The sequence below is a fragment of the Paraburkholderia sp. C35 genome (genome assembly GCF_003121405.1).
Lineage (GTDB): Bacteria > Pseudomonadota > Gammaproteobacteria > Burkholderiales > Burkholderiaceae > Paraburkholderia.
In genome coordinates this window covers 1-13,206 of the sequence record NZ_QBUY01000059.1, presented here as the reverse complement: position 1 = coordinate 13,206, position 13,206 = coordinate 1, and the positions used below count along the sequence as shown (strand labels likewise).

Sequence of the window (13,206 nt, the reverse complement as noted above, 5' to 3'; positions counted from 1 at the left end):
AGACAGAACGCCTCGCTCATCTCGCCAGAGAAAGCCTCTGCGCGACCCATCCGCCAAAAACGTTCACGGCAAGCCCAACCATCACCAGCGCGGCGCCGCCAATCTGTGCGGTCGACAGCGACTCCCCAAGAAACAGCGACGCCGAAGCCAGTCCGACGATCGGCACCAGCAAGGAAAACGGGGCGACCTGCCCGGCGGGATAGCGCGACAACAACCGGCTCCACAGCCCATACCCAAGCAGCGTCGCGACAAACGCCAGATAAACGATCGCGAACACAGACGACGCGCCGATCCCCGTCAACGCAGCTTCGATCCGCGCCGGCCCTTCCATCAGATACGACAGCACAAAGAACGGCACGGGCGGAATCAGGCTACCCCACACGACCAGTCCGACCAGATCGACCTTGCCGACCTTCTTGGTCACGATATTCCCGAGCGCCCACATCACCGCCGCGCAAAGCGTCAGCACAAAACCGGCGAGCGTCATGGCGGCGCCGCCCTGCATGCCGATCACGGCAAGGCCGATCGCCGCAATCACCAGCCCCAGCACGTTCTGCGCACGAAACCGCTCATGCAGGAACACCGCGGCAAAGGCGAGCGTAAAAAACGCCTGCGCCTGCAGCACGAGGGACGCCAGCCCAGCCGGCATGCCGACATACATCGCTGAGAACAGAAACGCGAACTGGCCGAGCGAGATCGTTGCTCCGTAGGCAAGCAGCCAGCGCCACGGCATCTGCGGCCGCCTGATGAAGAACACGGCGGGAAACGCAGCCAGCATGAACCGCAATGCGCCGAGCAGCATCGGCGGCACGCCATGCAGGCCGACCTTGATCACGACGAAGTTCACGCCCCACGCAACCACGACGACCAGCGCCAGCAGCAGGTCTTTCGGTGACATCTGCACTCCTGTTTTTGCTTGTAGTTCGAACCAGCGAGTTTAGCGCGCCAACAGCAAGTCCATGACACGCTCGCACGCAAGGGCGCCTTCCCATCCCTCGCGCCTTTGAACGCATGTAACAGAGACGGGCAGTAAAATGACCCGTCCTGTCCCCACCAACCGAGCCCGTCATGTCCTCATCGATCAAAGCGGTTCTCAAGCCCCACGTCCGCGACATCGGCAATCTGGCGGTGCGCCGCGTATTGCCCGCCATGGCCGCGCGTCTGGTCGGCCCGTTCATCTTCTTCGATCACATGGGCCCTGCCACGCTGCCGGCCGGCATTGGCCTCGACGTGCGTCCGCATCCGCATATCGGTCTTGCCACCGTCACCTATCTGTTCGAAGGCGCGATCATGCATCGCGACAGTCTCGGCTCCGAACAGAAGATCGTCCCCGGCGACGTCAACTGGATGACAGCCGGCCGCGGCATCGTCCATTCCGACCGCACGCCGGAACCGGAACGCACCAACGGCTCGACGGTGCACGGCATCCAGACCTGGGTCGCGCTGCCGCTCGCCGATGAAGACGCCGAACCATCGTTCGAACATCACGCGGGCGCGACCTTGCCGGAGATCGAACGCAACGGCGTCACGCTGCGCATCATCGCGGGCACGTCGTTCGGTGCAACCTCGCCCGCGCGCACGTTCTCGGGCACGCTCTACGCCGCCGCGCATTTCTCGCCCGGCAGCGTGCTCGCGCTCGAACCGGAGCACGACGAACGCGGCGTCTACCTCGTCGATGGCGACCTCGCGCTCGACGGCGAGCCGCTCGAAGTCGCCCAGATGGCCGTGCTGACACCGGGCGAAACCGTCACCCTCACCAGCGCAAACGGCGCGACGGTGATGCTGCTGGGCGGCGAGAAACTCGACGGCGAGCGCTTCATCGAATGGAACTTCGTCGCGAGTTCGCGCGAGAAGATCGAGCAGGCGAAGCTCGCATGGACCAATCAGGAAATGGGCAAAGTGCCGGGCGAAACCGAATGGATCCCGCTGCCCGAGCGCAAGCCGCGCTAGACTGACGGGCATCCGCGGGGAGCGGCCACTGCTGCGGGCCGGTGCATCAGCATCAGGCCCGTCAGGTCGCGGCGCCAGTTGAAATCGCGCGTGCCGCCCCCAAATAACCCGCGTACCGATTCAAGGAAGAGATAGCAATGGACACCACTCTCGCCACATTCGAAAAGGACGTCATCAGCGCATCGATGCTCACGCCCGTGCTCGTGGACTTCTGGGCGCCGTGGTGCGGACCGTGCAAGACGCTCGGTCCGATGCTCGAAAAGCTCGAAGCCGAATACGAAGGCAAATGGCGGCTCGTGAAGGTCAACGTCGACGAGAACCAGGAACTGGCCGCGCATTTCCAGGTGCGCAGCATTCCGCACGTGGTCGCCTTTGCGGACGGCCGTCCCGTCGATCAGTTCATCGGCGTGTTGCCGGAAGGCCAGTTGCGCCAGTTCCTCGACCGCCTCGTGCCGGATGGTGCAGAAGCATCGCGTGCGGAAGCCGCGCTGGCCGTCTCCGAAGGCCGCCGCGAAGATGCCTACAACGCACTGAAGGCCGCCCTCGCCTATGATCCCGGCTTCGACGAAGCGCGCCTCGACTTGATGGAACTGCTGCTCGAAGACAACCGCATCGAAGAAGCGCAGAACGAAAACGATCTGCTGTCGCCGAAAACGACGCAAGGCATCGATGCGCGCTACAACGCGATCAAGACCCGGCTCGATGCCGTCGATGCCGCCTCGGACCTGCCGCCCACGGATGCGCTCGAAGCCAGCGTCGCCGGCAACCCGGACGATCTCGAAGCGCGCTTCGACCTGGCCAGCGCCCTGATCGCTCGGCGCAAATACGATCCGGCGCTGGAGCAACTGCTGGCCATCGTGCTGCGCGACCGTACGTTCCGGGAAGACATCGGCCGCAAGACGATGTTGTCGGTGTTCGATCTTGCCGCGCATCAGCCGGAACTGGTGGCGAAATGGCGCCGCAAACTGAGTGCAGCACTGAACTGAGCTTTAACGCTCCACCATGAAAAAACGCGGCTCCGGGCCGCGTTTTTTTATTCAAGCAAAGGTTGAAGCGCGACGTCAGCCGGCGCTCTTCGCCAGCGCCCGCAACACATGCGACACGGCGGCAAAGCCAAAGCTCGCCGTCACGCACACGCTCGATCCAAAACCCGCGCAGTTCAAGCCGACAGGCCCATGATGGCCTGGCGAGGTCGTCACGTGCTCGGCTTCCTCGTCGATGTCACACACGGCGGCTTCCGGATAGATCAACGGCTCGTCCGAATACACCGCGCTCACCTTGAACTTCGCCTTCGGCCCGCGCGGGAAACCGTGCAGCTTGCGCAACTGGCCGCGTACTTTCGACAGCAGCGGGTCCTGGATAGTCTGCGCAAGATCGTCGATACGGATACGCGTCGGGTCGAGCTGGCCGCCCGCACCGCCGACGGTGATCAACGGCTGCTTGTGCTCCACGCACCACGCGATCAGCGCCGTCTTCGTGCGCACGCTGTCGATGGCATCGATCACGTAGTCAAAGCCGCCGCCGCCCAGAATCTTGTCGAAATTGTCCGGCTCGATGAAGTCTTCGATCACGCGCACATCGCATTGCGGATCGATCATTCTGATGCGCTCGGCCATTGCATCGACCTTCGGCTTGCCATAGTTGCCGTCCAGTGCGTGGATCTGCCGGTTCGTGTTGCTTTCCGCCACATTGTCGAGATCGATCAGCGTGATATGGCCAATGGCCGTGCGCGCCAGCGCTTCCGCCGCCCACGAACCGACGCCGCCAATCCCGATCACGGCCACGTTCGCGCGCTCGAAGCGCTCGAGCGCCGGTGCGCCGTACAGACGCGCCACACCGCCGAAACGCCGGGCGCGGTCGGCAGTTTCATGCGCAGTAAGGTCGGTAGTAAGATCGGAATGCTCGGTAACGAGAGGCGTGGACATGATGGGTAGCTTCGCTGATTCGGACTTCGGCATCGCGATATCCTGCGGACATCTGGATGCGTTCAACCCTGTATTTTGCCTGATCGCGCGGGCAGGCGCCCGCCGCGCGTCGTGCAGGTGTTGGGCAGCGTCAGCGATATGTCCCGCTTCAATACGTGGATTTTCTTCATTCGCTATACTGGCCCCAACTGTAGCGCTTGCATAAGAACATGAGCACTCTTGCCGACCTCCGCAAAAGCTATTCTCTCGGGTCGCTGGATATCGCCGACGCCGACCCGAACCCATTCCGTCAGTTCGACGTATGGTTCAAGCAGGCAGTCGATGCGCAACTCCCCGAACCGAACACGATGACACTTGCGACGGTCGACAGCCGCGGCCATCCTTCGGCACGCATTGTCCTGATCAAGGTAGTGGACGAACGGGGTTTCGTCTTCTTCACCAACTACGAAAGCCGCAAAGGTCAGGAACTCGCGCAGAACCCGCGCGCCAGCCTGCTTTTCTACTGGATCGAACTCGAGCGCCAGGTGCGCATCGAGGGCAGCGTCGTCAGGACGAGCGCTGAGGAGAGCGATGCCTACTTCGCCTCGCGTCCCGTCGGCTCACGCATCGGCGCATGGGCGTCCGAGCAGAGCAAGGTGATTGAAAGCCGTGCGTTCCTGGAAGCGCGAGAACGTGAATTCAGCGCACAATACGGAGAAAATCCGCCCCGGCCCCCGCATTGGGGCGGCTATCGCCTGATCCCAGACGCAATCGAATTCTGGCAAGGACGGCCCTCCCGTCTGCACGACCGGCTGCTGTATACGCGCAGCGGTAGCGCCGACTGGACCATCGCCCGTCTGTCGCCCTGACGTAACGATACGCCGGCATCCGGCGCGTCGTGCTTCACACCTTGCATGACGCCCGCGCTGACGGCTGGATCGCGTGCGCGCGGCTCGAAGCCCGCACGCGTGGCCTTTTATGGCCCGCGCACGGCGCACTGCGATCCAACAGGCTTTGCTTTGATTCATTGGACACGGAGAAATCACATGTTCTGGGAGAAGAAGCTGGCGCAGTGGGTAGAAGAAGTAAAAGCGAAGGCCAATATTCCGGCGCGCCTCGTGCTGTGGGATGGCCAGCAACATGACTTCGGCACGTTCGCGGCGCCGGCAGTCACGCTGAAAGTGAACAGCGCGTCCGCGCTGCCGCTACTGCTCGAACCGAGCCTCGACAATCTGGGCGAGGCGTACGTGAAGGGCAAGATCGACATCGAAGGCAAGCTGTCGGACATCATCAACATCAGCTACTCGCTTGCGCGTAGCACGGTGACGAGTGCGAGCAAGCTGGCGCGCGTGCGGCGCTACTTCAATCACTCGAAGTCTTCCGACAGGAAAGCCATCCAGTATCACTACGACGTCTCGAACGAGTTCTACAAGCTGTGGCTCGACGAGAACATGGTGTACTCGTGCGCGTACTTCGAGAACGGCGACGAAGATCTCGCCACCGCACAGATCAAGAAGATCGACCACATTCTCACGAAGATTCAGGTCCAGCCGGGCCAGCGTCTGCTCGATATCGGCTGCGGCTGGGGCGCGCTGGTGTTGCGTGCGGCGCAGAAGTTCGGCGCGAAGTGCGTGGGCGTGACGCTGTCGCAGAACCAGTTCGATCTCGCGACGCAGCGCGTGAAGGCTGCGGGTCTCGAAGGCCAGATCGAAATTCGCCTGCAGGACTATCGTGACGTCGAAGGGCAGTGCGACCGTATCACGAGCGTCGGCATGTTCGAGCACGTCGGCCGCAAGAATCTGCCTGGCTACTTCCAGAAGATTCACGACCTGCTGACCGACGACGGCATCGCGATGAATCACGGCTTCACGTCGACGGATTACGACAGCGGCGAAACGGCGCTGGGCGGCGGCGAGTTCATCGACAAGTACGTGTTCCCCGACGGCGAACTGCCGCATATCAGTCTCGCGCTCGAATCGATGCAGCGCGGCGGGCTGGAAGCTTTCGATGTCGAAAGCCTGCGCCGTCATTACGCGCACACGCTTGATATCTGGGCCGAGAACTTCGAGGCTCACGCGGAGAAAGCCAGGCAACTCGTCGATGACGAGAAATTCCGCATCTGGCGCGTGTATCTGGCAGGTTGCGCGTACGCGTTCGAGAACGACGACGTGTCGATCTATCAGGTGGTGTGCCGCAAGGCGGGCCGCAGCGCGACGACGCTGCCGTGGTCGCGCCGCTTCATGTACGAGAAGGCGCTGTAAAATCGCCAGCTGGATTCCGCTTCGGATTGGCGCCTGGGTGTTGAATGGGCGCCGGTGCGAAGCGGACGTGATTGACCAGCGTCAGCGCACGCTCTCCTACACAACGGTTCGATGCAAGAAGAAGACGGCTCCGTGCAGTTCGATATGTTCGGCAATCCCGTCGATCACGCGCCTGCTGCCGTTGCTCCCGAACGCGAGCCGTCTGCCGTCACACCTGACGATCCACCGCCGAAAAAGCGCCGCGCCCGCGACGTCCTTGCAGTTCCTCCGTCCGACGACATCCTTCAGCTTGCCAGCCAGTTGCCGCCGCAAGTACATCTCGGCACGTCGACGTGGTCGTTTCCGGGCTGGAAAGGCATCGTCTATGGCGACGACTACAGCAACAGCAAGCTCTCGCGCGATGGCCTCAGCGCGTATGGCGCGCATCCCCTGCTGCGCACGGTGAGCATCGACCGCTCGTTCTACCAGCCGCTCACGATCACCGGGTACCTGCGTTACGCGCAGCAGGTGCCGGACCATTTCCGCTTCATCGTCAAGGCGCCCGCGCTCGTCACCGATGCCACCGTGCGCGCCGAACGTGGCGAACCGGTGTCGGAGAATCCCTGCTTCCTGAACGCGCAACTGGCCATCGACGATTTCGTGCGGCCTTGCATCGACGGGCTTGGCGCGAAAGCCGGCGCGCTCGTGTTCAAGTTTTCGCCGCTGCCCAATGAGATGCTGGCGCGCCCGGCACTGTTCGTCGACAGATTGACGGCGTTTCTCGCGGCGCTGCCGCCGCTCGTAGGCGACACCTGCTACGCGGTCGAAATCCGCGATGCGTCGCTGCTGACGCCGCGTCTGATCCGCGCGCTGAAGGCGACGGGCGTGCGCTATTGCGTCGGGATTCATGCACGGATGCCCGATCCATCGCGTCAGGCAGCCGCGCTCGCGCTGCTCGACGACGAAACGCCGCTCGGGCCGCTGATCGTGCGCTGGAGTCTGCATGGCGGCTTCAAGTATGAGCAGGCGAAAGCGAAGTACGAACCGTTCGACAAACTCGTCGACGAAGACCCCGACACGCGCACAGCACTCGCCGAACTCGCCGCACGTTACGCGATTGCCGGCCAGCCGGTGCTGATCGCCGCCAACAACAAGGCCGAAGGCTCGGCGCCGCTGACCTGCGTGAAGCTCGCCGCGCAGATTGCAGCGGCTTGCGAGCGCTTGCGCGGCGCGTCGTCAAAAGAAAACGCGGCGCAGGCTGTTTAGCACCTGCGCCGCGTTCTGCTACTTCAAGCCGTTGAAATCAGTCAGCCGTCAAGCCTTGATCCGATGGGCAAACTTTTGCCGGAACTTGGCCACCTTCGGCGCGACCACAAACGCGCAATAGCCCTGATCCGGATGCTGCGCGAAGTAGTTCTGGTGATACGCCTCGGCAGGAAAATAGTTGCCGTCGAGCGGCAGCACCTGCGTGACGATCTGGCCGTCGTAGATACCTTCCGTGCCGATCTCACGAATCGCCTGCAGCGCCGTTTCGCGCTGCGCATCCGAGTGCGTGAAAATCACCGACCGGTACTGCGTGCCGACATCGTTGCCCTGGCGGTTAAGCTGGGTCGGATCATGGATCGCGAAGAAAATATCGAGAATCTCGCGGTACGTGATGCGCGCCGGATCGAACTGCACGTTGACGACTTCCGCGTGGCCCGTGTCGCCGGCGCACACCTGCTCATATGACGGGTTGGCCACCTGCCCGCCCGCGTACCCCGATTCCACCGCGGTCACGCCATCGACGCCCAGATACACCGCCTCCAGACACCAGAAACACCCTCCGCCCAACGTGGCGGTCTCGACTGACTCACTCATGCTCGCTCCTTGGATTCGGCTCGCCGCGCCATCCGTCCGCTGGACGGATGCGCCGCTCGCCGCAGTCACTGTGGACAACCGATGCTTCACCGCATCCGACCGGCGCAATACTCCGCCATTTTCGGGATTCATGCAGCCCACACGCACCATCCGTACCATGTGGACGCTGCTGGCTCTGCCTTGTCCCGCTGCGTGGTCGCGCCTGGCTCTCTGCGATTGCAGTTAAAATTGGGACAATTCGCTGAATTTCTACATGACCTTCGAACCGTTTTTTTCCATCTGGTCGCTTCGTGAAGCGGTCCGCCCGCCGGAATGGCTCAGCCGATGAAGCCCGCCAATCCGCCCAATTTCGACGACGCCGCTTTTCGCCGCGCGCTCAGCCAGTTCGCGACGGGTGTCACCGTCATTACGACACGTGCGCCATCGGGCGCGTTGATCGGGATCACAGCCAGTTCGTTCAATTCGGTTTCGCTGACGCCGCCGCTGGTGCTGTGGAGTCTGGCGACGCGTTCAGCGTCGATGCCGGTGTTCCGTTCGAACAGCCATTATGTCGTCAATGTGCTGGCGTCGTCGCAGCTCGAGCTTTGCAAGCGGTTCGCGACCGTCAAGGGCGACCGGTTCGAAGGCGTGTCCCACGCAGAGGGAGATACGGGCATGCCTGTGCTCGACGGCGCGCTTGCGTGGTTCGAATGCCACAACCGCAGCCGTTACGACGAAGGCGACCACGTTATTTTCGTGGGAGAAGTCGAACGCTGCGGGGTGAACGAGCAGGCCGGCCTGATCGAGCCGCTGGTGTTCCAGAACGGCGGGTTTCATGGGCTGAAGCGGATCGATTGAGCCGCTTCTTGGGCCGTGGGCATGCTCCACCGGCACCCGCAGGCGGCAGCGCGGCCCAACTTCGCGCCCGCTGCTAGCCCTGCGCCTGTACCTTGGCTGAACTCGCCACGAGGGCCACGGGCACGCCCGAATCCTCTTTCAGCGTCTGCAAGACGATATTCGAGCGGATATCCATCACACCCGGCGCCTTATACAGCCTGCCGAGCACGAAATCCGAATAGTGCTTGAGATTGTGGGCCAGCACCCGCAGCAGATAGTGCGTCTCGCCCGTCACGACGAACGCGCCGACCACCTCGGGCCAGTCGCGCAGCGCCTCGGCGAAGCGCTCGTGCCAGATTTCCTGGTCGTTGCGCATCGCCACCTGCACGAACGCTTCCAGTTCGAACCCCAGCACTTCGCGGTTCAGGCACGCGCGGTATCGCTCGATCACGCCCTGCTCTTCCAGCAGGCGCAAACGGCGTAGACACGCAGACGGAGAAAGCGAGATGCGCTCCGCCAGATCAAGATTGCTGATTCGTCCTTCGTGCTGCAGCACCGTCAAGATACGGCAATCGGTGGCGTCCAGTGAGATCGCGTTCATTTTCGGTCTCCCTTTCCCGTTTGGATCAAATTATGTTCCAAAGGCGACGAAATAAACAGTTTTTTTAGCAAGCACATTTCGTCGGATGCCGCCTAATATCCATACATGGCTGCCAAACAACGCCGGGGAGACATGGAAACACTCTGGGATATCACGCCCGCCGTCGATACGGCGACGCCCGTCTGGCCGGGCGATACGCCCGTCGGCATCGAACGCGTGTGGCGCATGGAGGCAGGCTCGCCCGTCAACGTCGCGCGCCTGACGATCTCGCCGCACACGGGCGCGCATACCGACGCGCCACTCCACTACGACGCCGACGGCGCCGCCATCGGCATGGTGCCGCTCGATACCTATCTGGGCCGCTGCCGCGTGATCCATTGCATCGGCGCAACACCGCTGGTAACGCCCGAGCATGTTTCGGCATCGCTCGACGGCGTGCCGCCGCGCGTGTTGCTGCGCACCTACAGCCGCGCGCCCGTAACGGCGTGGGACAGCGGATTCTGCGCGGTCGCGCCGGAAACCATCGATCTGCTCGCCGCGCACGGCGTGAAGCTGATCGGCATCGACACGCCGTCGCTCGATCCGCAGGAATCGAAAACGATGGATGCGCATCACCGCATCCGTGCGAATCGCATGGCGATTCTCGAAGGCGTCGTGCTCGATGCCGTTGCGCCCGGCGACTACGAACTGATCGCGCTGCCGCTCAAGCTGACGACGCTCGACGCCAGCCCCGTGCGCGCCGTGCTGCGCGCGCTGCCGGAATAAGCGCCAGCAACAGCATTCCGCCTGAATACTTTTTCGACTGAACCCACCATCATGAATCAACGAGAAGAAGCCCTCGCGCTCGACGCAGCCGATCCGCTCGCGCCCTTGCGCAACCAGTTCGCGCTCGCGCCGGACGTCATCTATCTGGATGGCAATTCGCTCGGCGTGCCGCCCGCCGCGGCCGCGCAGCGCGCGCAGACCGTTATCGGCGCCGAATGGGGCGAAGGGCTGATCCGCAGCTGGACCACGGCCGGCTGGTTCTCGCTGCCGCGGCGTCTGGGCAACAAGCTCGCGCTGCTGATCGGCGCGGCGCACAACGAGGTCGTCGTCACCGATACGATTTCGATCAACCTGTTCAAGGTTTTGTCCGCAGCGCTGCGCATGCAGGACAAGCGCGATCCGAAGCGCCGCGTGATCGTGTCGGAGCGCTCGAATTTCCCGACCGATCTGTACATCGCGCAAGGGCTGATCAAGCAGTTGGACCGGGGCTATGAACTGCGCCTGATCGACGATCCGTCGGAACTGCCCGCTGCCCTCACCGACGATGTCGCCGTCGCGATGATCACGCACGTCAACTATCGCACCGGCTACATGCACGATATGGCTGCCGTGACGAAGCTGATCCACGAGAAAGGCGCGCTCGCGCTGTGGGACCTCGCGCATTCAGCGGGCGCGGTGCCCGTCGATCTGAATGATGTCGGCGCGGATTGCGCGGTTGGCTGCACGTACAAGTATTTGAATGGCGGGCCGGGTTCGCCTGCGTTTGCGTGGGTGCCGCATCGTCATCAGAGTGATTTCGAGCAGCCGCTGTCCGGCTGGTGGGGACACCGCGCGCCGTTCGCGATGGACCCGACTTACGCCGCCGACGATGGCATCGGCCGCTTTTTGTGCGGCACGCAGCCGATGGTGTCGATGTCGCTGGTCGAATGCGGTCTCGACGTGTTTCTGCAAACCGACATGCAGGCGATACGCAAGAAATCGCTGGCATTGACGGATCTGTTCATCGAACTGGTCGAGACGCGTTGCAAGGCGTTTCCGCTGAAGCTCGTGACGCCGCGTGATCATGCGCAGCGCGGGTCGCATGCGAGCTTCGAGCATCCGCATGGATATGAAGTGATGCAGGCGCTGATTGCGCGTGGCGTGATTGGCGATTATCGCGAGCCGCATGTGTTGCGCTTCGGTTTTACGCCGCTGTATACGCGTTTTGTGGATGTATGGGATGCCGTCGAACATCTGCGCCACGTACTCGAACACGAAACCTGGCGTGCGCCTGAATTTGCTGCGCGCGGCGCGGTGACCTGAGGAGCGCGCGATGACCGATCACATGAAGATGATGGAAGACAAACCCGCACAGGGTTGCCCGTTCGGGCACGGCAACGCGTCGCACATGGCCGCGGATAACGCCGATGGCTGGCACGATGCGCAACTCGATTTTTCGAAGTCGATGAGTTATGGCGACTATCTGTCGCTCGGGTCGATTCTGCATGCGCAGCATCCTTTGTCGCCGGATCACAACGAGATGCTGTTCATCATCCAGCATCAGACCAGCGAATTGTGGATGAAGCTTGCGTTGTATGAATTGCGCGAGGCGCTGTCCGCTGTGCATCGCGATGAATTGCCGCCGGCGTTCAAGATGCTGGCGCGGGTGTCGCGGATACTCGAGCAGCTCGTGCAGGCGTGGAATGTGTTGTCGACGATGACGCCTTCTGAATATACGGCGATGCGGCCGTTTCTCGGTGGTTCGTCCGGGTTTCAGTCTTATCAGTATCGGCAGCTGGAGTTCATGCTTGGGAACAAGAATGAGCAGATGCTCAAGCCTCACGCGCATGTTCCCGAGGTGCACGCCGAGGTCAAGGCTGCGCTCGAGGCGCCTTCTTTTTATGACGAAGTGGTGCGTTTGCTGGCGCGGCGTGGATTTGCTATCGACGCTTCGCGGCTGGAGCGTGACTGGACACTACCGACTCAGCACGATGCTTCGGTTGAAGCCGCCTGGCTGGAGGTTTATCGGAATCCTTCGCAGCATTGGGAACTGTATGAGATGGCCGAAGAACTTGTTGATCTCGAGGATGCCTTCCGGCAATGGCGGTTTCGGCATGTGACGACTGTTGAACGGATTATTGGGTTCAAGCAGGGGACGGGTGGGACGGCTGGCGCGCCTTATCTTCGTAAGATGCTGGATGTGGTTTTGTTTCCTGAGCTTTGGCATGTGAGGACGTTGTTGTAGGTTTTTTTTGTCTGCGACGCTTTTTGCTTTTGCTTTTGCTTTTTGATTTTTGCTTTTGCTGTTTGCTTTTTGCTTTTTGCTTTTGCTGTTTGCTTTTTGCTTTTGCTGGCATCCGCGATTTGTCTTCGCACGTCACACGTCGCCCCTGTGCGGGGCAGCACCTACTTTTCTTTGCCGCGGCAAAGAAAAGTAGGCAAAAGAAAGCCGCTGAACACCATCCACTACGGTCGTTGCCTGCGGGCCCCCAGCCGGTCCTATCCTTCATGCGGCATCGATTCTCCTGATGCCCGCTGCCAGCGCTCTTTAAGGGCGCATCACCCGCCTCACACTCCCGCGTCTCAGCACGCCTTACCAGTTCGGTTCAAGCCGCCCAGGTGGCAAACGGTGTGTAGGCTGTCGCGCCTTATACGCATCACTCCGGACTGAAAAGCAAAGGCGGTGTCTCTTGTAGGATCGCCGACGCAGAATGCGCGACAACCTACACACCGTTTGCCACCTGGGCTGCAGTGACGGGGCGCTGCCGCTAGCCGTACTGCGGGTGATTGAAGCGGGGGAGGCGCTTATTCGAAGCATCGGCAACGAGCGTGAAGAAGGGCGATGTCGTGTGAGGGATAGGACCGGTTGGGGGCCCGCAGGCAATAACTAGCATTGGCGGTGTTAGCCCGCTTTCTTTGCTTAGGAAGGTCTGAACAACTCATTTTCCGCGTTGGATTTCTAATCGGCGAACTTCAATGGAGATCACCTCACCATTCGCTGCGCGATGGACCACCGCCGGTCGCCTCTAGTGCACCGAGCGCTGCGCCCATACGAGATACGCCTTCACCCTTTATGTTGTTTCAGCGAGCG

The 13,206-nt window shown here is 62.0% G+C and carries 13 protein-coding genes; 9 read left to right on the top strand and 4 right to left on the bottom strand.

Annotated elements, in window-relative coordinates:
- Positions 1–16 precede the first annotated feature (16 nt).
- Positions 17–898 carry an EamA family transporter gene (locus tag DK391_RS27700; RefSeq protein ID WP_109481205.1) on the bottom strand — a complete coding sequence of 294 codons (882 nt, stop codon included), beginning with the start codon at positions 896–898 and terminating at the stop codon, positions 17–19.
- A gap of 170 nt (positions 899–1,068) precedes the next feature.
- Between DK391_RS27700 and DK391_RS27695 the strand changes: the two genes are divergently transcribed.
- Both DK391_RS27695 and trxA read left to right on the top strand, forming a co-directional pair.
- Positions 1,069–1,950 (top strand): pirin family protein, encoded by an 882-nt coding sequence (locus tag DK391_RS27695; protein ID WP_109481204.1) that lies wholly within the window; start codon positions 1,069–1,071, stop codon positions 1,948–1,950.
- Positions 1,951–2,087: 137 nt separating this feature from the next.
- Positions 2,088–2,936, top strand: coding sequence for a thioredoxin (trxA, locus tag DK391_RS27690; RefSeq protein ID WP_109481203.1), 849 nt, complete (start codon positions 2,088–2,090; stop codon positions 2,934–2,936).
- A gap of 75 nt (positions 2,937–3,011) precedes the next feature.
- On the opposite strand, the gene tcdA is transcribed toward trxA, so the two are convergent.
- A complete protein-coding gene (gene tcdA, locus DK391_RS27685; protein ID WP_109481234.1) occupies positions 3,012–3,875 on the bottom strand; it encodes a tRNA cyclic N6-threonylcarbamoyladenosine(37) synthase TcdA in 864 nt (287 codons plus the stop codon).
- A gap of 209 nt (positions 3,876–4,084) precedes the next feature.
- Here tcdA and pdxH point away from each other — a divergent pair, with 209 nt between their 5' ends.
- The 3 genes from pdxH to DK391_RS27670 all read left to right on the top strand — a co-directional run bounded on the left by pdxH (position 4,085) and on the right by DK391_RS27670 (position 7,360).
- Complete coding sequence (gene pdxH, locus DK391_RS27680) at positions 4,085–4,723, top strand: pyridoxamine 5'-phosphate oxidase (RefSeq protein ID WP_109481202.1); 639 nt, start codon at positions 4,085–4,087, stop codon at positions 4,721–4,723.
- Positions 4,724–4,900: 177 nt separating this feature from the next.
- Positions 4,901–6,115, top strand: coding sequence for a cyclopropane-fatty-acyl-phospholipid synthase family protein (locus tag DK391_RS27675; RefSeq protein WP_109481233.1), 1,215 nt, complete (start codon positions 4,901–4,903; stop codon positions 6,113–6,115).
- A gap of 111 nt (positions 6,116–6,226) precedes the next feature.
- Positions 6,227–7,360, top strand: a complete 1,134-nt coding sequence (locus DK391_RS27670) for a DUF72 domain-containing protein (protein ID WP_109481201.1) — start codon at positions 6,227–6,229, stop codon at positions 7,358–7,360.
- A 48-nt stretch (positions 7,361–7,408) separates the two neighbouring features.
- Here DK391_RS27670 and msrA read toward each other — a convergent pair whose 3' ends face one another.
- Positions 7,409–7,954: a peptide-methionine (S)-S-oxide reductase MsrA gene (msrA, locus tag DK391_RS27665; protein WP_109481200.1), complete on the bottom strand. Its 546-nt coding sequence runs from the start codon at positions 7,952–7,954 to the stop codon at positions 7,409–7,411.
- A gap of 324 nt (positions 7,955–8,278) precedes the next feature.
- Between msrA and DK391_RS27660 the strand changes: the two genes are divergently transcribed.
- On the top strand, positions 8,279–8,791 hold the full coding sequence (locus tag DK391_RS27660) for a flavin reductase family protein (protein WP_109481199.1): 513 nt from the start codon (positions 8,279–8,281) through the stop codon (positions 8,789–8,791).
- 73 nt (positions 8,792–8,864) lie between these two features.
- Here DK391_RS27660 and DK391_RS27655 read toward each other — a convergent pair whose 3' ends face one another.
- Entirely contained in the window at positions 8,865–9,371 is a 507-nt protein-coding gene (locus DK391_RS27655) for an Lrp/AsnC family transcriptional regulator (RefSeq protein WP_109481198.1), read from the bottom strand.
- Positions 9,372–9,503: 132 nt separating this feature from the next.
- On the opposite strand from DK391_RS27655, the gene kynB reads away from it, so the two are divergent.
- The 3 genes from kynB to kynA are packed head-to-tail and all read left to right on the top strand — an operon-like array spanning position 9,504 to position 12,360.
- Positions 9,504–10,136, top strand: coding sequence for an arylformamidase (gene kynB, locus DK391_RS27650; protein ID WP_109481197.1), 633 nt, complete (start codon positions 9,504–9,506; stop codon positions 10,134–10,136).
- Positions 10,137–10,187: 51 nt separating this feature from the next.
- Positions 10,188–11,438 carry a kynureninase gene (gene kynU / locus DK391_RS27645; protein WP_109481196.1) on the top strand — a complete coding sequence of 417 codons (1,251 nt, stop codon included), beginning with the start codon at positions 10,188–10,190 and terminating at the stop codon, positions 11,436–11,438.
- A 10-nt stretch (positions 11,439–11,448) separates the two neighbouring features.
- A complete protein-coding gene (gene kynA / locus DK391_RS27640) occupies positions 11,449–12,360 on the top strand; it encodes a tryptophan 2,3-dioxygenase (protein ID WP_109481195.1) in 912 nt (303 codons plus the stop codon).
- Positions 12,361–13,206: the final 846 nt, after the last annotated feature.